At 67.1% G+C, this 20,854-nt stretch carries 15 protein-coding genes; 4 read left to right on the top strand and 11 right to left on the bottom strand.

The features are described from left to right. Positions 1 to 12 precede the first annotated feature (12 nt). The 3 genes from J4G12_05860 (at position 13) to J4G12_05850 (ending at position 4,932) form a co-directional block, all read left to right on the top strand. On the top strand, positions 13 to 1,827 hold the full coding sequence (locus J4G12_05860; protein MCE2455332.1) for a BamA/TamA family outer membrane protein: 1,815 nt from the start codon (positions 13 to 15) through the stop codon (positions 1,825 to 1,827). Between the two features lie 166 nt (positions 1,828 to 1,993). Next, on the top strand, positions 1,994 to 2,854 hold the full coding sequence (locus J4G12_05855) for an RNA polymerase sigma factor RpoD/SigA (protein ID MCE2455331.1): 861 nt from the start codon (positions 1,994 to 1,996) through the stop codon (positions 2,852 to 2,854). Between the two features lie 95 nt (positions 2,855 to 2,949). Continuing rightward, positions 2,950 to 4,932 carry a hypothetical protein gene (locus tag J4G12_05850; GenBank protein ID MCE2455330.1) on the top strand — a complete coding sequence of 661 codons (1,983 nt, stop codon included), beginning with the start codon at positions 2,950 to 2,952 and terminating at the stop codon, positions 4,930 to 4,932. A gap of 125 nt (positions 4,933 to 5,057) precedes the next feature. Here J4G12_05850 and J4G12_05845 read toward each other — a convergent pair whose 3' ends face one another. From J4G12_05845 to gcvH, 6 genes are all read right to left on the bottom strand, one after another. Next, positions 5,058 to 5,399: a single-stranded DNA-binding protein gene (locus tag J4G12_05845; GenBank protein MCE2455329.1), complete on the bottom strand. Its 342-nt coding sequence runs from the start codon at positions 5,397 to 5,399 to the stop codon at positions 5,058 to 5,060. 209 nt (positions 5,400 to 5,608) lie between these two features. Continuing rightward, the gene (gene polA, locus J4G12_05840; GenBank protein MCE2455328.1) at positions 5,609 to 8,377 is read right to left on the bottom strand and encodes a DNA polymerase I; all 2,769 of its coding nucleotides are present in this window, start codon (positions 8,375 to 8,377) and stop codon (positions 5,609 to 5,611) included. Between the two features lie 185 nt (positions 8,378 to 8,562). Then, positions 8,563 to 9,246 (bottom strand): MotA/TolQ/ExbB proton channel family protein, encoded by a 684-nt coding sequence (locus tag J4G12_05835; protein ID MCE2455327.1) that lies wholly within the window; start codon positions 9,244 to 9,246, stop codon positions 8,563 to 8,565. Positions 9,247 to 9,425: 179 nt separating this feature from the next. After that, complete coding sequence (locus tag J4G12_05830; GenBank protein MCE2455326.1) at positions 9,426 to 10,145, bottom strand: lipoate--protein ligase family protein; 720 nt, start codon at positions 10,143 to 10,145, stop codon at positions 9,426 to 9,428. Between the two features lie 231 nt (positions 10,146 to 10,376). Next, complete coding sequence (gene gcvP / locus J4G12_05825) at positions 10,377 to 13,253, bottom strand: aminomethyl-transferring glycine dehydrogenase (protein ID MCE2455325.1); 2,877 nt, start codon at positions 13,251 to 13,253, stop codon at positions 10,377 to 10,379. A gap of 63 nt (positions 13,254 to 13,316) precedes the next feature. Beyond that, positions 13,317 to 13,709 carry a glycine cleavage system protein GcvH gene (gene gcvH / locus J4G12_05820; GenBank protein MCE2455324.1) on the bottom strand — a complete coding sequence of 131 codons (393 nt, stop codon included), beginning with the start codon at positions 13,707 to 13,709 and terminating at the stop codon, positions 13,317 to 13,319. A 112-nt stretch (positions 13,710 to 13,821) separates the two neighbouring features. Between gcvH and J4G12_05815 the strand changes: the two genes are divergently transcribed. Beyond that, positions 13,822 to 15,705 (top strand): stage II sporulation protein M, encoded by a 1,884-nt coding sequence (locus J4G12_05815; GenBank protein ID MCE2455323.1) that lies wholly within the window; start codon positions 13,822 to 13,824, stop codon positions 15,703 to 15,705. Here J4G12_05815 and J4G12_05810 read toward each other — a convergent pair. From J4G12_05810 to J4G12_05790, 5 genes are all read right to left on the bottom strand, one after another. Beyond that, complete coding sequence (locus tag J4G12_05810) at positions 15,683 to 17,002, bottom strand: DUF58 domain-containing protein (GenBank protein ID MCE2455322.1); 1,320 nt, start codon at positions 17,000 to 17,002, stop codon at positions 15,683 to 15,685. The genes J4G12_05815 and J4G12_05810 overlap by 23 nt on opposite strands. An 18-nt stretch (positions 17,003 to 17,020) precedes the next feature. Beyond that, positions 17,021 to 17,881: a MoxR family ATPase gene (locus J4G12_05805; GenBank protein MCE2455321.1), complete on the bottom strand. Its 861-nt coding sequence runs from the start codon at positions 17,879 to 17,881 to the stop codon at positions 17,021 to 17,023. 152 nt (positions 17,882 to 18,033) lie between these two features. After that, entirely contained in the window at positions 18,034 to 19,266 is a 1,233-nt protein-coding gene (locus J4G12_05800; GenBank protein MCE2455320.1) for a DUF4350 domain-containing protein, read from the bottom strand. Then, positions 19,263 to 19,907 (bottom strand): hypothetical protein, encoded by a 645-nt coding sequence (locus tag J4G12_05795; protein ID MCE2455319.1) that lies wholly within the window; start codon positions 19,905 to 19,907, stop codon positions 19,263 to 19,265. The genes J4G12_05800 and J4G12_05795 overlap by 4 nt, the downstream gene beginning before the upstream one ends. After that, positions 19,904 to 20,854: a hypothetical protein gene (locus J4G12_05790; GenBank protein ID MCE2455318.1), complete on the bottom strand. Its 951-nt coding sequence runs from the start codon at positions 20,852 to 20,854 to the stop codon at positions 19,904 to 19,906. The genes J4G12_05795 and J4G12_05790 overlap by 4 nt, the downstream gene beginning before the upstream one ends.

Genomic DNA, 20,854 nt, shown 5'->3' with positions numbered 1-20,854 from the left:
CGAAGGCTGAACTTGGGAACAAAGAGTATTCTAGCGCAAACCGCCACCGCCTTCGCGACCTCCCTCCTCGCCGTCACCGCCGCCGCCGTCACCGCTGCGCCGGCCGCGACGCAAGAGCGCTCCGCAGGAGCCGGGCGGGACGGCTGCGCGCTGGGAGTCGTCTCCTCGCTGGTCATCGACAACCGGCCGGTCTTCGACCCTTCCGAGCTCGCCGAAGGCAGCGCGCTCAGGCCGCTCTTTTCGTTCGCGAGCGCGCTCCACGTCACCACGCGCCCGAGCTTCATCCGTCGCGAACTGCTGTTCGCCGAAGGCGACTGCTACGACCCGGAGATCCTCGCCGAGTCCGGGCGGGTCCTTCGCGCCTACGGATTCTTCGACGACGCCACGCTGACCGCCCGCGAGCTCGAAGAGGGCTCCTGGGAGGTGGCCGTCCTCACCCGCGACAAGTGGACCACGAAGGTCGACCTCGGCGTCGCTTTCGACCAGGGGCTGCAACTCGAGCGGCTCCAGTTGGCGGAAGAGAACCTGCTCGGCCGGGGCCTCCTTGCGCAGGTCTTCATGAGTAGGCGGCGGGAACAGCGCGACCTCGGCTTCGGAGTTCGCGATCCGCGCCTGCTCGGCACCCGGGCCGACGCCGCCCTCGGTCTGGGCCGGAGCCGAGTCGGACGCTTCCTCGACGCCGGCATCACCTACCCCTTCGTCAGCGAGGCGGGCAAGTGGGCGTTCCGGAGCGCGGTCTCGGGCCGTGACGAGGTGTTCGCCTATTCCACCGGTACGCTCGCGGGCGCGACCCACGTCCTGCTTCCCCTGCGCGTGAGCGCGGGCGAACTGTCGCTGGCTCGGCGCTTCGGCGAGCCCGGCTCTCTGGTGGCCTTCGGCGTGGGGGTGAGCCACGACGAACTGGTGCGCTCGGCCTACGAGGGAGGGGTCGAGGTCGTCACCGACTCCGAGTTCGGCGATGCCGCGAGCGCACCCGACTCCGTTGCCGCCGCAGTCCGCGGACGACTCGTGCCTTACGCGGTCACCCGCGTCAACCTTATGGTCTCCAGTCGCAACCTCCGCTTCGAGAGGGCGACCGGCCTCGACGCCCTCCGGGGCGAACAGGACGTCGCGCTGGGGCTAGACGTCGGAGCCACCCTTGGGCGGAGCGTCGGCGCCTGGCCGTCCGGCGAGCCGTCGGCAGACGACACCTTCCTGCGATTCGGCCTCGCGTCCGGGTGGAAGCTTGGCGGATCATACTTCTTCTTCGACGCTCGGGCACAGGGTCGGCGGATGGAGGCGGCCTCCGATACGGCGGCGTGGCGCGACCTTTTGGGCGAACTCGACCTCCTCGCCTATCTGCGGGCGCCGGTCTCCACCTTCCTGCTCCGGGCTTCGGCGAGCGGCGGCAGGGGCCACCACGTCCCGTTCCAACTGACGCTCGGCGGCAGGGAGGGCCTGAGAGGACTTCGCGAGGAAGCGTTCCCGGGGAGCGACCGGCTCCTCTTCTCGGCCGAGAGCAGGATCGCCTTCGACCTGACCGACTTCATCGACACCGGCATCACGCTCTTCGCCGATGCGGGACGGATGTGGGGCGGCGACGTGCCCTACGGAACGGATTCCGACTGGCGCACCTCGGTCGGGGCGGGGATCCGCTTGGGGTTTCCCGCCGGCACGCCCCGGGTCGCGAGGATCGACGTGGCCTTTCCGCTGGGTGTCGGCGGCGCTTCGCCCGTCTTGCGCATCACCATGCGGGAATTCCTGGGAATAGCCTGGGGCACGCAAGACACGCAGACGGAACGGAGCCGCTTGAGCCGGGTCGGGCCGGACAGATTCCAACCCCGGTGAAGCCTAAACCCGCATATACGCTCGCGAACGATGGAACTTTCTTCGGGGACTAGGGAATTCGGTTTTCCCGCCCCGGTCGCTGGCCGGCGGCACGCTACCTGACCCGTCAGGAGGTGCCGAGGTTGTGCGACTCGGTTTCGGCCGCCCACTCAACCCGAGGCATGCGATGTCACCTTCCGCAAGCAAGCTGGATGCCTTCGATCAGTACCTGAAGGACGTAGAGAGATATCCACTCATCCAAGACGTGGCGGAGGAACGTGAAATCGCTCGAAGGGCCCGCCAGGGAGACGAGGAAGCCGCCGAGCGACTCGTCACGGCCAACCTGAGATTCGTCATCTCATATGTGAAGCGCTATCAGGGGCGCGGACTCGCTCTTGCGGAGCTCGTCTGCATCGGAAACGAAGGCCTCATCAAGGCGGTCAAGAAGTTCGATCCCGACAAGGGGGTGAAGTTCATATCCTACGCCGTCTGGTGGGTACGTCAGACGGTGCTGCAGGCGCTCGCGGAGCAGACCCGCTCGGTGCGCATACCGCTCAACCAGAATACCAATCTCGCCCGGCTTGCTCGCGTGACCACCGAGCTGACCCAGAAACACGGACGCGACCCCACCGACCACGAGCTCGCCAATCGGATGGGCACCCCGATCGAGAACATCAGGGTGCTGCGCAGAGTTCAGGCGCCGGAGCTCTCCCTCGACGCTCCGGTCGACGGCGGAGACCGCAACTCGTCGTCCTTTGGCGAGCGGGTCTCCGGCACCGGTGCCGAACACATCGAGAATACGCTTGAATGCAAGGTGCGGAAGGAGTTCCTGGACGAGCTCTTCGACCGCTATCTCACCGACCGGGAGCGCAAGATACTCCACCTCTACTACGGTCTGGAAGAAAACAAGGAGATGACCCTGGAAGAGATCGGAGGGGTCATGGGGGTCACCCGCGAGCGTATCCGACAGATCCGGAACCGAGCCTTCGAGAAGCTGCGTGACAGCCCCGACGGGCATGCTCTGTCGGCCTTCTGGGTCGCCAGCTAGCGGTCGCGGACCGTTAGAAGCCACTCCCGAATAGCGCCTCACCACCTCCGGTCCGGGTGCTCCCTGCCACGGCAGCCCGGTTCGCGTTCGCCGGTGTGTTCCTTCTCCTCGGTAGCGCGAACGCGACGGCGCAAGAGTCTGACCAGGCATCCCCGGCGGAGGCTTGGGACACCCCTGAGGCCCTCGCGCTGGCGGAGCTCGGACGCGGCGCGCGCGCCCTGGCCGCCGCCGGGCTCGTCGATGCGCCTTCCTGGCGTTCGAGGGCGCTCGGATACCTCCACTTAATCCTCGACCGAACGGATACCGGCGAGCGCAGCCTGATCCGGGTCGACCAAATGGCGGTCGACAACCACTGGATGGCCGAGCACGGCGTCCGCCAGCAGATCGCGGGATGGAGAAACGAGGAGATGCTGCCCGTCTCGGTGCGCTACCACCTCGATCACCTTACCGTCGTACACGACGACCTCTCCGGAGTCATGCGCTTCGGCGACGGAGACGAGGTAGCCGGCGTACCGCATCCGCTCGCGGCCGGCTCCGGGGCGGCTTACGAATTCCGCCTGGGCGAATCGCTTGTGCTCGGGTTGGGCGCGACCGGCGACACCCTGCGAGTTCGCGAGCTCGTCGCGCGTCCGCGTTCCGTCGAGGAACCCGGCTTCGTGGGATCGCTCCATCTCGACGAGTCGGACGGATCCGTCGTGAAAATGAACTACACCTTCACGCCGTCCTCTTATGTGGATCCGAAGCTCGACTACGTCCGCCTCTCGCTCGAAAACGGCTATTGGGTCGAGTACGACGGCTGGCTCCCGCGCAGGCAGGCGGTCGAGCTGCGCCGAGAGCCGAAGTCGCTCGACCTTCTGGGTGGAACGATCATCCGCACGGAGTTCGAGGTCGAACGCTACGAATTCGGAGTCGAGCCGCCCGCAGCGACCTGGGACCTCCCGACGGTTACCGCCTTTCCGGAGGCGATCAGGCGCTCCTTCCCGTTCACTCGGGGCCTCTTCGAAGGTGCGGGCGAGGGTCTGGCCCAACCCCCTGCGCTCGAAGACGCGTGGGCAAGGGCGACCGAGGCCGTGCTCGCCGACCGCTTGCGCCGCGTCGGTCCGCTGCGAGCCCACTTCCGCCGGATCTCGGATGTGCTGCGCTTCAACCGCGTTGAGGGGCTCTTTCTCGGCGGCGGCATCTCCAAGGAGGCCGCGAACGGAGAGACGCTGCGCCTCTCGTTGGGCCACTCCTTCGGTCGATCGGCGCCGTCGGCGGAACTCGAGCTGACCAGAGAGCTGGGAGAGAGCGACCTCGTCGTCCTCGCCGTCTGGGACGACCCTGCGGACATCGGGCTGGAACCGGGGCTCGACCCTTCTCTCAATTCGCTCGCGGTCGGACTGGGATGGCGGGACCACCTCGACCTCCTTCTACGCCGCGGCGCGTCCCTGTCGTGGAGCCACCGGCGATCCGGATTCAGCCTGAGCGCAGGAGCCCACGAGCACGCGACGCCCCTCTCGGACTCACGTCCCGTCCTCGCGGTAAGCGAAGGGATGCAACTTAGAGCCGAGGCCGGCTGGACCGGCGGCCTCGCCTCCGGTCTCTCGGCCGGCGTCACGAGCGTGATCGGTCGCCGGAACGGCCATGTCTTCGCCAAGGCGGGCGCGGCTGCCGAGTGGAAGACCGATCCCGGATCCGTGGCCGAGATCGTCGCCCGGATCGAGGGAGGCGCCGCAGCCGCCGACGCCCCCCTCCAGGACCTCTTCCTTCTCGGCGGTCGGGGCACCGTGGGAGGCCACCCCTACCGCTCCGTCGTCGGAGATCGTTACTGGCTCTTTAGAACCGAGCTCACCCTTCCCGTCCGCTCGCCCTGGGTTTCGCTCCGCCTTCTGGCCGCCGTCGGCGGCGCGACGACGAACCCGGACCGCAAGCTGCCTCCATCATGGCAGCACCTGGAAAGCGGACGTCTGCTTGCGGGCCTCGGAGCCGGCGCGGCTTTGGGCTGGGACCTCCTCCGCTTCGACCTCATGCGCGGCCTCGACGGAAGCGGATGGGAATTCTCCCTCTCCGTGAACCCGCGCTTCCGCGCCTGGTCATGACCCGGCCGAACCGCCGGGCCGGCTGACCGCCCGCGGACCAAGCTTCCCTCGGCAACCCTGCGGCAACGCGCCGCATCCGCGCCGGACGTCGGGCTCGGCGCTCGCGCGAGTTTCGCCGCCTGCCGTTAAGCGGCGGTGCTCCCTCCGCCCAGCAGGACGATGTCGCGAACGTGGATCTCTGAGGTGGGGATGGTGATGCCGTCTCTCTCGTAGGAGTCGTACTCCAACCTTCCCTCCACATAGATCCTGTCTCCGGTGCGGATGTAGTCCTCCGCGAGCTGCGCCCTTCCGTCCCACAGGGTCAGCCTATGCCAGTCGGTGCGCTCCTCTCCTTCCGCGCCCGCCGGGTTGCGGCGGTTGGTCGCGAGTGCCAGGTGCGCCACCTTGGTACCGCGCTTGGTGGTGCGAACATCCGGGTCGCGTCCGACGTTTCCGATCAGCGCGATGCGATTCACAGATCGACTCATGACGAGTCCTCCCTTTGCTTGATGATCTTGACCGTCCGCGTGGTACGAACGGTTGCTCAAAAAGGAATCTCACCCTTCGGATGGGGCGAAGGGATGGTGAATTGGGACGTCGCGGCCTTCCGGAACGAGGACGACCGCGCCGCGGCGAACTCCTTACTCCACGCGACCGGAACAGGTCGTCGCCCCGGGGGGCGGCTCCTGCTCGCGCTCTATCCCTTGCAGCCGTACCAGTCGCGGCCCGTCCCGGAGTCAACCACCAGAGGCACCCGCAGCTCGGCCACGTTCTCCATGGTGTCCACGACCAGGGCGAGCACGTCGTCCTGCGCGTCTTCCGGGGCCTCGAGCAGGAGTTCGTCGTGGACCTGGAGGAGGATCTTCGCCTCGGTCCCGGCGGCGTCCAGGGCTCTCCGGACGTCGATCATCGCCTTTTTCATCAGGTCGGCGGCGCTCCCCTGAATGGGGGTGTTGAGGGCGATCCTCTTGCCCCCCTCCCTTACGTGCCAGTTCGGCGACCTCAGTTCGGGAACCGTCCTGCGCCGCCCCATCAGGGTCTCGACGAAGCCGTCGCGCATCGCCCGTTCGACCTGCTCGTCCAGGTACTCGCGAATGCCGCTCAGCTTCTCGAAATAGGCGGTGATGAACACCTGAGCCTCGTTGCGGGGAATGCCGAGCTGACGTCCCAGCGAGAACGCACCCTGACCGTACAGGGTCGCGAAGTTCACCGATTTGGCCCGGTCCCGCATCGCGGGCGTCACGCCGTCGAGTCCGACGCCGAAGAGGACGGAGGCGGTCTGGCGGTGGATGTCGATCCCTTCGCGGAAGGCGGCTGAGAACGCCTCGTCACCGGAGAGGTGCGCCAGCACGCGCAGCTCGATTTGCGAGTAGTCCGCCGAGAGGAAGACATGGCCCGGGTCGGCGACGAACCCGTGGCGGATCTCCCGCCCCACCTCGGTGCGAATGGGGATGTTCTGAAGGTTCGGGTTGCTCGACGAGAGCCGACCGGTGGCGGCGACGGTCTGATTGAAGGACGTGTGCAGCCTACCGGTCTCACTGTCGACGAGGGCCGGAAGCGCCTCCACGTAGGTCGAGCGCAGCTTCTCCAGCTCCCGGTACTCCATCATGCGTTGCGGCAGCTCGTGGCCCAGGGCTGCGAGTTCCTCAAGGACCGAAGCGTCGGTCGACGGACCGGTCTTGGTCTTCTTCAGCACCGGCAGGCCCTGCTCCCCGAAGAGGATCCGACGCAGTTGGGGAGTCGAATTCATGTTGAAGGGCCCGCCGGCAAGCAGATGGACCTGATTCCGAAGCTTCTCCAGGTCGAGAACGATCCGCCTGCGCATCTCGCCGAAGAAATCCAGGTCGAGGCCGATTCCGATCTTCTCCATTCGCATCAGTATCGGTACCAGCGGCATCTCCAGGTCGGTCATGAGCCGGGTCAGTCCTTCCCGGGCCAGCCGGCGCCGGTAGCGGGTCGCCAGACGGAGCGAGATGCGAGCGTAGCCGCCGCAGAGCTCGGCCAGTTCGGATACGGCCAGCTCCGCGAGCGAGCGGCGCGACTTCCCGCGTCCCCTCAGTCCGTCGGCAGTGGCATGCTTCTCGCCGAACTCGGCGTGCGCGAGCTGATGCGCCTCCCGATCACGCCTCCCGGGTTCCAGGAGGTACGAAGCGATCGAGACGTCGAACCAGTCGCCGCCCAGCCGGACACCGGCCCGGTCGAGCGCGAGGGCGTGGCGCTTGATGTCGTGTGCGACCTTCTCGGTCCCGGCGCCCTCCAGAAGCTCTCTCAACGCCGCCATCGGCTCCCGGCCCGGCTGCGGCAGGTTGGCCGGACCTTCCTCGTCCATAAGACCGGCGTCGAGCGCGAGCGGGCGGAGGTGCCCGAACGGCAGATACCACGGGCCGGCGCCTTCGACGGCCAGGGCGAGCCCCACGAGCCGCCCGTCCGCGCTCTCGGTGTGGATCGCCACCATACCGGCCTCGGCGACGGCGACGGCGATCCGCTGAAACTCGGCGGGATCGGTCACGATCTCGGTCGGCGCGACGGGCTCGGCGGCGCTCCCCTTCTTTCCGCCCCGCGCCTGCTCGGCGAACTCGTCCCTCAACTGCAGAAACTCGAGCCGGGAGAAGAGCTCGTAGAGGGCCGCCGCGTCGGGCTCGCCCACCTCCAGGCGTTCCAGGTCCAGTTCGACGTCGAGGTCGCGCTTGATCGTGACCAACTCCTTCGAGAGCCGGATCTGTTCGCGGTGCTCGCGGACGATCCGAGCGAAACGGACGGGCCTGATCTCCTCGGATCGAGCGACGATCTCGTCGAGCCCCGAGTAGGAGGCGAGAAGCTTGGCGGCGGTCTTGGGCCCGATTCCGGGAGCGCCCGGGACATTGTCGGACGGGTCTCCGACGAGAGCGAGGTAGTCGACGATCTTGGCGGGAGCCACTCCGAATTTGCGCTCGGCGGCTTCCTCGTCGAGCAGCCCGGCGGCTACCGCGCCCGGCCCGCCTCGGCCCGGATTCATGATCTTCACCCCAGGGGCGACGAGCTGGAGGAAATCCTTGTCGCTGGAGACGATCACCGAGTCGATGCCCGCCTCGACCGCCTTGCGCGCGAGGGTGCCGATGACGTCGTCGGCCTCGTATCCCTCCAGCTCCACGACCGCCAGACTCAGCCCTCGGACGATCGCCCGCACATGCCCTAGGCTCGCCCGCAGGTCGTCCGGCATCCGGTCTCGGGTCGCCTTGTATTCGGGATAGATCTCGTCGCGAAACGAGACTCCGGCATCGAAGACGACGGCCACGTACTCGGGGTCGTGGTCGCGCAGAAGGTCGCGCAGGAAGCCCGTGAACCCGAAGGGAGCCGAGGTGTTCTCGCCCGCCGAGTTGGTGAGCGGACGTCTGGCGAAGGCGAAGTACGAGCGGTAAACCAGCGCGTACGCATCGACGAGGAAGAGTCGCGGGCGACCGCCCGAACGGCCCCCGGCGTCAGCCATCACCCTCTTGCCCGCAGTCGGCGGACGATCCACGATGAGTGCCGAGAGCGGCGCGCCGGCCGGAAAGGAAGTGCGACGGCTGCCGACCGCGCCGGATGAGACGGACCCGCGCTGCCGCGGATCCGTCCCCGTCGTTCAACTCCGTCAGCTTGCGGCGCGGGGCCCGAAGCCCCGCAGGGCAGCCGTCAGCTGCCGGTGTTGTACAGCGTGTCGACCAGCTTCTGGGCCGCCTCCTCCATCTCGATGACGAGGGCGTCGACCCTCGAGACGAAGTAGTTGTGGCCGATAGAGACCGGAATCGCGATCATGAGGCCGGCCGCCGTGGTCTGCAGGGCGATCTTGATGCCGCCCGCCACCAGCTGCGCCTCGACCTCTCCTGCGTTCTCGATCGACTGGAAGGCTTCGATCATGCCGATGACCGTTCCCAGGAAGCCCAGGAGCGGCGCGACGTTGGTAAGCGTCGCCAGCACCACAAGCCCCTTCTCCATCTTGCTCATCTCGAGCAGGCCCTGGTTTTCAATAGCCTTGGCCACTCTCTCGGTCCCCTCGTCGTGACGCTCGAGACCGGCGTAGAGGATGTTGGCGGCGGGCGCGTCGCTGTCGCGGGTGAGCTCGAGAGCGGCGGAGATGTCTCGCTGTGTCAGAAGCTCGTCGACCTCCAGGAGGACCTTCTTGGTCTTGATGCTCTTGTTCGTCAGAATCACGAACTTGATGACGATCACCACGATGCCGAGCAGCAGGCAGAACGCCAGCGGATAGGCCATGAAGCCTGTGGTTTTCCAGAGATCTATGAGGGTCTCCGTCAGCGTCATCTCGGGGGGCTCCATCCCGGGTATCTGCGTCAGAAGAGCGTAGAGTTGAATCGCCAAGGCGACCTCCGACCCCGAAGGGTCCAGTGTGGGTGGTTGTTGAGCGCCTCGCTGTGAGGTGCTCGTCGGAGACCGGGGATAATGGCGAGCGCTTGCGGATATGTCAAGAACGGCCGCCAGCCGCCGTCGGCGAGGTCCCCGTCGACGAGGCGAAAGATACCGGGCGTTGCCGTTCTTCGCTACCTCCTCCAGGTCCAGGCCGACGATCCGTAACGCCCCTGCCGAAGCTCCCCGGCTCGTTTCAGCTCGACTTGCGAGAATCGTCCTTCGCACCAGCTTCCTCCCAGCTTCTCTCGAAAAGAACGGGTCAGCGCGGAGGCGGCCTCCCCGGGATCGATCTCGCCGATCAGCGTTCGCAGGGTGGTGTGACCCACGCCCTCCAAGGCCCGGCGCCCGAGCGCGAAGGGCAGCGCGTTCTGGTCTCCGGCGATCGGTATGGAGCCGTGCTGGAGCAGGGCCCCGCCTATACGGGCCTGGGCGCTCCCGACCAGCTTGCGCCCCTCCGCCACGATTTCGCCCGGCCCCGGAGCCGCGAAGCACGGTCCGGCGGTGAGAGGAGGAACGGAACCGCCGTCCGGTACGAGCTCCGCCGGCGCGCCGAGCGAACGCAGTCCCGACGCGAGCGCCTCCCCGAAGAGGGAGCAGGTCTTCCGGGCGCCTCCCAGGGCGCGGACCGGGACGATCGCGGAGTAGGTGAGCTCCTCGTCGTGGAGAACCGCCCTGCCGCCAGTTGGGCGACGGACGAAGTCGTAACCGGCGCGAACCGCCGCTTCGGTGTCGAAGAGCCCTTCGGAAGGTTCATTCCTGCCGAAGGAGATCGTCGGACGAATCCAGCGGTAGAAGCGCAGAACCCCGGTGCCCGCCTCCACCAGGCCGGCGAGCGCGTGGTCCCGAGACATGTTCTCGGAACCGGCAAGAGCCGGATCGTTCAGTATCCGCCAGCGGAGCGGCGCAGGTCGTCGTGCTGCGGAAGGTCCTTCAGGTCGCAGGCGGGGCGTGACGCCTGCGCTCGGCCTCCGAATGTCGGAGGCGCGACCCGCGCTCCGGCGGTTACGCGGGCCGTCGGAGATCGAGAGAATCGCCCGGCGAGAGGATGTCCACTTGCGCGGCTTGTCCGATGAAAGTGAGTTTCACGATTGGTCGAAGTGGTCGAGCGACGGGCAGGAGCACTGGAGGTAGCGGTCGCCGAAGGCGTTGTCCACGCGGCTGACGGCGGGCCAGAACTTGAAGCTCTTCGTCGCCGCGGTCGGATAGGCCGCCGCTCGGCGGGAGTACGGGCGGGACCACTCGTCGGCGGTCAACGCCTCGGCCGTATGGGGCGCGTTCCTGAGCGGATTGTCGTCGACGGGCCAGCGCCCCTCCTCGATCTCCCGCATCTCCTCCCGTATCGAGAGCAGAGCCTCGACGAACCGATCGAGTTCCGCCTTCGATTCGCTCTCGGTCGGCTCGATCATGAGGGTGCCTATTACGGGGAACGATACCGTGGGAGCGTGAAAACCGTAGTCCATGAGCCGCTTGGCGACATCCTCCGCCGTCACCCCCGTCGTCTTCTTCAAGGGCCTCAGATCGAGGATGAACTCGTGGGCGACCCGACCGTGCTCGCCGCGGTAGAGAATCCCGTAGTGCTCGGCGAGACGATCGGCCATGTAATTGGCGCTCAGGATCGCCACCTGCGAAGCCCTTCTGGCGCCCGAGGCACCCAGCAGCGCGATGTAGGACCACGAGATCGGGAGAATGCCGGCGCTTCCCCACGCCGCGCCCGAGACCGGGCCGATGGCCGCCTCGCCGCCAACGTCGTGAACAGGATGGCCGGGCAGGAAAGGAGCCAGTTTCTCGTTGACGCAGATCGGTCCCATGCCGGGTCCGCCGCCGCCGTGCGGGATGGCGAAGGTCTTGTGCAGGTTGATGTGGCAGACGTCGGCGCCGTAGTCGCCCGGCCGCGCGAGCCCTACCTGCGCGTTGAGGTTGGCGCCGTCGAGATAGACCAGGCCGCCGTGCTCGTGGGTGATGCGGCACACGTCGCGGATCCCTTCTTCGAAGACGCCGTGCGTGGACGGGTAGGTCACCATGATCGCCGCGAGCTCGTCCCGGTGCTCGCGGGCCTTGGCATCCAGGTCGTCGAGGTCGATGGTGCCGTCGGACCGGCTCTTCACGACCTTGACCCTCATGCCCGCCATCACCGCGCTCGCCGGGTTGGTACCGTGAGCCGAAGCCGGTATCAGGCAGACGTCGCGAGCGGCATCGCCGCGGTCCCGGTGGTAGGCTCGGATGCAGAGCAGCCCGGTGTACTCCCCCTGGGCCCCGGAGTTGGGTTGGAGCGACGTGGCCGCGAATCCGGTGATCTCGGCGAGCCACGCCTCCAATTCGGAGAAGAGGTCGAGGTAGCCCTTGACCTGATCGCGGGGAGCGCAGGGGTGGACCCTAGAGAACTCGCGCCAGGTCACCGCCTCCATCTGCGTGGTGGCGTTGAGCTTCATGGTGCATGAGCCCAGCGGAATCATGCTCACGTTCAGCGAGAGGTCGCGCGACTCGAGACGATGCAGATACCGAAGCATCTCGGTCTCGGAACGGTAGGAGTGGAAGGTCTCGTGCGTGAGAAACTCGCTTGATCGTCGTGCCCAGTCCGGCAGCGGAGAAGCTTCGTCCGCCCCCTGGGAATTCGGGGGCAGCTCTCGGACGGGCCGTCCGCTCTCTTCCACCTCGAAGACGGCGAGCAGGCCTTCGACGTCTTCCGCCGTCGCGGCCTCGTCGAGCGATACGCCTAGAGTGCCGTCCCCGAAGTCGCGCAGATTGATTCGGTTCATCCTCGCGTCCGCCAGCACCTTTTTCGCGTCGCCTGCCGGCCGGACCCGGATCGTGTCGAAAAAATGTTCGGTCAGAATCTCGTGCCCCAGCTCGGTCAGGCCGCGAGCAAGAGCCGCCGTCAGGGCCCGTACCCGCGTGGCGATCCGAGTCAGCCCGTCGGGACCGTGGTAGACCGCGTAGGCCCCTGCGAGAACCGCCAGGAGCACCTGTGCCGTACAGATGTTGGAGGTCGCTCGCTCTCGCCGGATGTGCTGTTCGCGGGTCTGGAGAGCCATGCGCAGCGCCACTCTCGAATCCCGGTCCACCGAGACGCCGATGATCCTGCCCGGCACCTTGCGCTTGAGCTTCTCCGTAACTGAGAAGAACGCCGCGTGCGGCCCTCCGAAGCCCATCGGGACCCCGAAACGCTGGCTGTTGCCGAAGGCGATGTCGGCGCCCCATTCCCCCGGGGGCGTCAGGAGAGTCAGGGCGAGAAGATCGGTGGCCACCGCTATCAGGGCGCCGGCGGAACGCGCTTGCTCGACGAAGGCGCGGTAGTCGATCACCTGCCCGTCGGTGGCCGGATACTGCACCATTACGCCGAAGGTGTCCTCGTTCGGAACGAAGGTGGCGTGGTCTCCCACCACCACCCGGATGCCGAGAGGTTCGGCACGAGTGCGGAGCACGGCCAAGGTCTGCGGATGCGCGAGCTCGGAAACGAAGAAGGTGTTCGCGTTGCGGGCCTGGCCGTATGCGAGAGCCATCGCCTCCGCCGCGGCCGTCGCCTCATCGAGCAGCGACGCGTTCGCCACCGGGAGGCCGGTCAGGTCGATCACGGCGGTCTGGAAGTTGAGGAGCGCCTCCAGCCTGCCCTGCGCGATTTCGGCCTGATAGGGCGTGTACTGCGTATACCAGCCGGGGTTCTCGAGGATGTTACGCCTGATAACGCCCGGCATGACGGTGTCGCTGTAGCCCATCCCGATGAAGGAGCGATGGCCGTCGTTCAGGTTTTTCAAGCGTTCGAGGCGTTCGATCACCTCGGACTCCGCAACCGCCTCGGGGAGCTCGAGGGGACCCTCGAACGCGATCGCCGCCGGCACGGTCTGGGCGGTTAGCTCCTCCAGGGATGCGGCGCCCACCGTGGCGAGCATCTCGGCGATCTCTTTCTCCGAAGGACCGATATGCCTGGCAACGAAGTCGGCGGGCTGATCCAGGCGGGCCATCAGCCTGCGCTTCCGGCGAAAGGTGGTTCCGAGTTGTGGTTCGCCCTCCGGCGCTTGCGCGAGCTAGTGCGAAACGAGATCGGCATATGCGTCGCAAGAGAGCAGAGCGTCGAGGTCTTCGACGTGGACCACCTTCAACCGGAGCATCCACCCCTCGCCGTAGGGGTCAGTGTTCACCACCGCGGGATCGTCGTCGAGGCCGTCGTTCACCTCAAGCACCTCGCCCTCGACCGGACAGTAGAGGTCGCTAACCGCTTTCACGGCCTCGATCGTGCCGAAAACCTCTCCGTTGTTGAAGGCGGTTCCGGGTTCGGGCAGCTCGATGTATACGATGTCTCCGAGCTCTCCTTGGGCGAAGTCGGTGATACCGACCAGGACCTCGTCGCCGTCGTCGGACGTGCGCTTCACGTACTCGTGGTCCTCGCTGTAAAGGAGGTCCTGGGGAATGTCGGACATGCTTTCCATCTCCTTCAGGGGGGAGGGGGTCTGCTACGCCCACACTTTCGCGAGAAAGAGCGACAGGGTCAAGACCTGTTGACAGAACGCGCGCGCGAGCCGAAGCTCAGCCGTGACCATGCACCGCCGATCCAACCCCAGCTCGCTCCCGGCGACGACGCCAAGCAGCTCTTCCGGTGCGCGTTCGCGTGCCTCGGAGCCGCTCCATCGCAGGATAGCCTTCGACACGCCCGAGCATGTGAGCCTCGAGTATGTTCTGGCGGATCTCGGGTCGCGGGTGGCCGCATTCCTGCTGGACATCTGCGTGCTTTTGGCGGGGGCGCTCGCACTGGGTCTGGTCGGCGGATTCCTGATAGGCCTCCCAGCGATCTGGGGCGCCGCCGAGGCGGTGGTCTACCTGGCGATCTTCCTGCTTCAATGGGGTTACTTCCTGCTCTTCGAGGGGCTGACGGGCGGACGTACCCCTGGCAAGCGGGCGCTGGGACTGCGCGTGATCCACGCCACGGGCGAGTCGCTCTCCTTCCAGGGAGCCGTCCTGCGGAACCTGCTGCGCGTGGTCGATCTGCAACCCGGGGTCGGAGTCGTTGGAGCGGTCTCGATTCTGGCGACCAGCAGGGCGCAGCGCCTCGGCGACCTCGTGGCGGGAACCATAGTGGTGCGGGACGAGGCGGAAGGCGACATCATCGCCGCAGCTCCGCTCCCCGACGCCCGCCAAGGGCGACCGCTGCTCTCGCCGGAGAGCTTCGAGCTGCTTTCCAACTTCATCGCCCGCAGAACCGACTTCCGACCTGCGGTCCGGGCCCGAGTAGCGGCTTCGGTGGATCAGGCTCTGTCTGAGGAGCTCGGAGATCCGAAGATCGAACTTCCGAGAGTCGTGGAAGAACGCCTGAGCGAGCTCCATCGGATCGAGGCCCCCCGCCACGCCGCCGCCAGACCTGATGCGAGCGTTCAAGCGAGCCTCCTGGTGAAGGAGAGTCGTGAAGACTGGATCCGGTACGCCGCCCTCGTCAGACGGGCGCGGGCGAGCGGGCTGGGAGCCCTCTCCGAAGACGAGATCAGAGACTTCGGCCGCCTGTACCGCGGGATGACGGCCGACCTGGCGCGCACGCACACCTACCGCGCTTCACCCGGTCTCTCGGGAAGGCTGCGGCGGTGGGTCGGGGCCGGCCACAACCTTCTCTACCAGCGTCGTCGGCGAGCCGTTCTCCCCCTGGTCCGCTTCGTGGTTTCGGACTTCCCCTGCGCCTTCCGTCGCTACTGGAAGTTGTCGCTGCTCGCAGGGGTCCTCTTCTACGGCTCGGGAACCGCCACCTTCCTGGCGGCCCGGGCGGACCCCGCCTTCGGTCGCGCCATGTCGGGTCCCAGCATGCTCACTCGGGCGGAGAACACCGAGAGGGACGACATCGAGGCGCGGTACGTGGAGGTGGACCCGGGCGTCTCGTTCGTCTCGCAACTGATGACCAACAACATCAGCGTCGCGCTCCTCGCGTTCGCCGCCGGAGCGCTGGCGGGGCTGGGAACCTTCACCGTCCTCGTGGCGAACGGCGTCGTGCTGGGCGCGGTGCTCGGATCCTACTTCAACGAGGGCGTCGGCGGCGTGATTCTCGCCTTCGTATTTCCGCACGGATTCATCGAGCTCACCGCCATCTGCATCTCGGGCGGCGCCGGGTTCGGACTGGCGTCGGCCCTCTTCGCACCTGGGCGGCGGACCCGCACCGAGGCGCTGATGGAGCGCGGGCGGAGCTTCCTCGTCCTGATCGGCGGCGTGTCGCTGATGCTCGTGGTCGCCGCCCTCATCGAAGGCCTCTACTCCCCCTCGACGCTTCCGGCCGCCTCGAAGTTCGCATTCGGCGGAGCGACCGTCGTGCTTCTGGGCCTCTACCTCGGGTTTTCGGGACGTGGACGCGCGCGCGGCGGTGCGGATCGCCGGCCGATTCCCCCCGGCCCCGGATCTGCGGAGTCGCGCCCGCGAGTCAGAGCAGCCCGCGCTCCTTGATCTCGACGTACTTGTCGAGGGTGTTCACCAAGGCCTCGCCGGGAAGGGTGTCCACCACGAGTATGCCGGTGCGCCGCATGACCGTCAGGGCGTCGCGTCGGGCCTGGAGCAGCTCTTCGGCTGCGGCTCGGCGGTACGCTGCGGCTTTCCGGGCGACCGGGCGAGCGGCGGCCTCCTCGAGCATGGGGTTGCGGATGGCGACCGCGAGCGGCAGGTGGCCACGCGTGGTCCGCGCGAAAGAGGCGGTCAGGGCCCTGGAGACGGCTCCGTCCACCACGTCGCAGAAAAGGACCACGAGCGAACGCTTGCGGAAGGTGCGGCCCAGGGTTGCGAAAGCCATCGGGTAGTTGGGCTCGGCGGTGCTCGTCTCCGCTCCGGCCAGAACCGCCGCCATGGCCGCGGGCTTCACGCGCCGAGGGGGCGATATGTGGCGGATGCGGTCGTCGAAGACCATGAGGCCGACGCGGTCGCCGTAGCGCTGAGCCCGACTTGCGAGCATCATGCTTGCCGCCAGCGCGTAGTCTATCCTCTCGCGCTTGGTCGAGAGCCGTTCCCGCATCAGTCGCCCCGAGTCGATGGCGATCACGATATTCTGGCTCCGCTCCGCCTCGTAGTTGCGCACCACGTGCTTTCGTCGTCGGGCCGTCGCCTTCCAATCGATCGTGCGCGGGTCGTCGCCGCGAGCGTAGTCGCGCAGGCTTTCGAACTCTCGTCCTTCACCCCAGAGACGGACCCTGCGCTGACCGGGAGCCCTCAGCCGTTTCAGCGCGTGCGCGCTCCTGTCTCGGAGTAGATCCTCGATTCCGGGCTGGACCCGGAGCGTGTGACTGGCCGGGGTCCGCGACCTCCGCCAGGCCAGCCCCAGGCGTCCGAGCGTCCGGAGGTGGATGTCTCCCAAGGTCAGGTGACCACGCGTTCTCGGCTCCACGCGGTAGACGAGATCCACGCCTCCTCCGGCCGGAAGCTCCACGCGCTTGCCGCGCTCCCATTCGTCCTCGTCAGCCCGATCCGGCAGGCGTCGCAGGCAGGCGTCGAGGTCGTCGGTAACGAGAGCCAGCGCCGCTCGCGCCGCCGGGTTGTCGACCCGGACCTTCACTTCCGAAACCGTCGCCAGAGCCGAGATCCGGGGTGGCGTCCTGCTCGCGCGCGGCGGCCGGACTCGGCTGGCGTCGAGCCAGATGAGCCATAGTATGGCCGCGTCCGCCAGCAGCGCCGCCGGAACGCTCACCAAGAAGAGGAGAGACGCTCCGGCCAGCAGCGCCAGGCCCCTTGCGCTGGGTACGAACTCGATCTTCACTCGGGTACCCGACGCACCCTACTTCGGCGCCTCCAACGTGCCGAGCAGGGCTTCGAGCTCCTCGTCGGAGGTACGCCCCTCCACCTCCGCCTCGGCCGTGAGGACCACGCGGTGGCGAAGAACCGGGAAGCTCAGCGACTTCACGTCGTCCGGGATCGCGAAGTCGCGACCGTTGAGGAAGGCTTCGGCGCGGGCGGCCTGGAAGAGGGCGACTCCGGCCCGCGGACTGGCGCCCAGGGCGAAGGCGGCGTCCTCGCGCGTGGCCCGCACGATGTCGGTGATGTAGTTCCGAACCCGCTCTTCCATGTGTATGGTCCCGACCGCGCCGCGCATGGCCAGGAGCGCGTCCGCGCTGACGGGAGCGTCCAGCCCGAACGTCCGCTCGTCGTCGGCCCGAAATCCTTCCTCGTATCGGCGCAGAATGTCGCGTTCGGCCTCCTCGGGCGGATAGTCGACGACGATCTTCATCAGGAACCGGTCCACCTGCGCCTCGGGCAGCGGATAGGTACCTTCGTATTCCACCGGGTTCTGGGTGGCGAAGACGGTGAACGGCGCGGGGAGCGCGCGGGTTCCGCCGTCCACCGTGACCTGTCGCTCCTCCATCGCCTCGAGCAGGGCGGCCTGGGTCTTGGGCGGGGCGCGGTTCACCTCGTCTGCCAACAGAAGGTCGGCGAAGACGGGTCCCGGCTTGTAAATGAAGTCGGCCTCGTCGAGAACGCTCGTACCCACGAGATCGCTTGGCATGAGATCGGGCGTGAACTGCACGCGTCCGAAATCTATCCCGATCCCTTCGGCGAGCGTGCGCACGGCCAGCGTCTTGCCTGTTCCAGGGACACCTTCCAGAAGAGCGTGGCCGCGGGCGAGCAGCGTGACCATCATTTGTCTGAGGGTGCGCTCCTGTCCGAGCACCACGCTGTCGAGCTGCTCGAGAAGACGGACGGCGGTTTCGGCTCCCGTCACCCGAGGCTCCCCCGCGACATCCTGCGGAAGAGCCTGCTCGAGGTCGGAGGGGATGGTGGATTCGGTGTCTCTCACTTGGTGTTCCTCCAGGCGATGTACTTGTCGATACCCGCGCTCATCCGAACGAGGTCGGGCTTGGACGCGTGCAGGTCGGCTTTGACCGAATCGAGGGTGACGTCTCCCCGGCGGTCGACGCGGTCGAGGAGTTCCCTCGCCTGCTTCCGGTTGCGCGGCGGACTCAGACGGGAGACCCGCGCCAGACGGCTGACCAGCAGCAGTCCCGCCGTCCTCGACGCACCGGACTTCCGGTACAGATCGCCCAGCGCGTCGGCATGTTCCAGCGGCGAGCGGCGTTCGCGGTCCGGCGGCGCTACGGCGGGCGTGGGGGACCCGAAGCGCAAGCCTGCGCAGGCCAGAGCCAGGGCGCCGATGAGCACAAGCTGGAGCAGGGCTCGTCCGCCCGGGCTCCCTGTGAAAAAGCCGGTTACGATCTCGGCTCGGCTCCTCAAGGTGCCGATTCCTAGGTGGTACTCGTCGAAGAAGACTGTGTCGGCGGGCTCCGTGTAGGCGACTGCGGCACGCACGAACAGGGCCGCCAGCGGGTCTTCCGCAGCCTCGCCGTTCGAGAGGCCGGCGCTCTCCGCGAAGACGACCACCCGTCCCGCGCCCATCCCGATTTCGGACACGACGCTCCACTCCGCGCCGTAATCGCGTCGCCCGTCCGTGGATTCGGCCGTCAGCAGATCGGTCGTCTCGCCCTCTTCGTCGTTCAGCGAGATCACATGACGGGGGCGGTGGGCCGACGGCAGTCCGTCGGTCAGAGGATGGTCTTCCCAGACCGGATCGCTGAAGGTCGCCTCGGTCAGCCGCTCGTACGCGTTATTGAATCGATGTTCGATGCCCAGCGAATCCATGAGGGGAGTGACCGCCATCCGGCCGAATTCCTGCAACGAAGTCCGCGCTCGCGGAGCGTAGAGCAGCGTGCCTCCGGCACGAACGTGGTGGAGCAGCGCTCGCGCCTCTCTGGGGCTCGGAAATACGACGGGCTCGAGCAATACGATGGTGCCTCGCACCGGATCCGCTTCGACAAGCGGTGTGAGCCGGGGAGCGGCGTTTACCCCGAAGCGCTCCAACGAACGGAACAAGGCTGCGACGCCGTCCGGCGATGTGCGAAAGGAGCTGCGCAGTTCGCGATCGGTCCTTCCCGTGGACGGACGAACCAGGAGGGCGATCGCCAGGGTCGCCAGCACGATCGCCCCGACCCAGAAGGTCGGGGTGGAGCCGGCCTTCCTGAGCGCACTCAAACCTGCGACTTCTCACGGGACGAGACGGCTGCCGTCAGACAGCCGGACTCCCGCGCTGCCCGTATCAAGGTCCGATAGTCCCGGCCGTTCGGAGGCTCGGCTCCGAAGGAGAACACCTGGAAACGCTCGATGAATCCAACTGCGGAGCTCCCGCTTCCACGCCCAATCTCGCGGATGTAGTCCCCGGGGGTCTTCGAGCTGTGGAAACTCAGGTATCCGCGCTTCTCAAGGATGAGAAGGGAGCCTCGGTAGACGGCGGAGGCCGCCTGCCGCCACTCACCCTCCTCCGCAAGCTTGGCCGCCCGTGCGAACCACTCCTCGGAGGTCATGGGAAGCTCCCGCTCCTCGAAGCTCGGCGTCCGGCCGCGGAGCCTCGGCGCATGCCGGCTCACCACCGTCCAGACGATGGCCACCACCGCCAGGATCACCGCGAACACCACGACGAATCTCCACGGCGAGCCTTGGCCGACCTCGACGAACCACTCCCAGAGCTGGTTGAGCTTCTCCAGAATCCATTCCCCAACCGAGGAGGTTCCCTGGTCCGCACTGGCAAATTCCCCCGAGGCGGTGATCTCCCGAATCGCTCCCTGAACCTCGTCGGCGGAAGGAAGCTCCCGAGCGGCTTGCGCCAATGCGGTCACCGCTCGTCCCGAGAAGCGATCGACCCGGCCATCATCTCGATATCGAACCCTTCCGACCTCACCCTGAGATCGTGGAAGAGCACCAGAAAGCCACCGGCGAGGAAGGGGAGGGCGAGGGGCGTGACGACATAGGCGGCGGCGTTCGCGAGCGCCCACTGCAAGGGGCCGACGTCATAGTCCTCCGGGGTCGAGAAGATCACCGGCAACCCGGTGAACAGGGATGCTGCGGTGGTCACGAGCCACAGGACGACCAGACTGACGACCATCACCCCGATCACCTTGAGCCAACTGCCTCTGGCCAGGGAGAAGAGGCGCCCGATGGCCGCGAAGGGCCCGCATTTTTCGACAACCACCGGCGGCAGGACGGCGACGCTGAGACCTGCGCCGAGCATGGTCATCAGCAGACCGATCGCCATCCCGATGACGACGATCACCACTACCGCGATCACTCCGACCGTGCCCGTGCCGGCTAGTATCGCTGTCACAAGGAACGCAAAGAGCCCGAAGACGACCATGACGACGAGGCCCGCGACGATGATGGTCAGGGTCGCCCCCAAAGCGCTGGGCGTTCGTTCGAGGGCGGTGACGAAGGCCCTCCCGACGTTCACCGAGCCACCCTCCACCCTGTCGGCCATGGCGGCGGTGGTCGCCAGCACGGAGTACCAGGTCAGCAGGCTCGACACGAGGCCGGCGAGGAACACCGGAACCAGGTCCGACAGAATCGAGGCCATCGTTTGGAAATCCGGCTCCTCCGACTCGCTCATGATCGTCATCGCCGCCAAGGCTTCCATCAACGTGGAAACATCTATGAACGCGCCCATCAGGAAGCTTGCGAAGGTGGCGATCAGACCGATGAGGTAGTAACGCCAGAAATCCCTCCGATAGAGCTGAATGGCGCCGTCGAGGACTTCGCCGAAGCCGAGCGGACGCATGGGGAGAATGGACAT

This window comes from Gemmatimonadota bacterium, from assembly GCA_021295815.1.
In the GTDB taxonomy this organism is placed as follows: Bacteria; Gemmatimonadota; Gemmatimonadetes; order Longimicrobiales; family Gaopeijiaceae; genus JAGWBQ01.
The sequence above is the reverse complement of the archived record's forward strand: the minus strand, read 5'-3'. Positions and strand labels throughout refer to the sequence as shown.

Bases quoted from the DNA above. Each gene is read 5' to 3' on its own strand.
- gcvH (MCE2455324.1), bottom strand. From the start codon at position 13,709: ATGTCCGACATTCCCCAGGACCTCCTTTACAGCGAGGACCACGAGTAC.
- J4G12_05855 (MCE2455331.1), top strand. From the start codon at position 1,994: ATGTCACCTTCCGCAAGCAAGCTGGATGCCTTCGATCAGTACCTGAAG.
- J4G12_05805 (MCE2455321.1), bottom strand. From the start codon at position 17,881: ATGATGGTCACGCTGCTCGCCCGCGGCCACGCTCTTCTGGAAGGTGTC.
- J4G12_05845 (MCE2455329.1), bottom strand. From the start codon at position 5,399: ATGAGTCGATCTGTGAATCGCATCGCGCTGATCGGAAACGTCGGACGC.
- gcvP (MCE2455325.1), bottom strand. From the start codon at position 13,253: ATGGCCCGCCTGGATCAGCCCGCCGACTTCGTTGCCAGGCATATCGGT.
- polA (MCE2455328.1), bottom strand. From the start codon at position 8,377: ATGGCTGACGCCGGGGGCCGTTCGGGCGGTCGCCCGCGACTCTTCCTC.
- J4G12_05790 (MCE2455318.1), bottom strand. From the start codon at position 20,854: ATGTCCATTCTCCCCATGCGTCCGCTCGGCTTCGGCGAAGTCCTCGAC.
- J4G12_05830 (MCE2455326.1), bottom strand. From the start codon at position 10,145: ATGTCTCGGGACCACGCGCTCGCCGGCCTGGTGGAGGCGGGCACCGGG.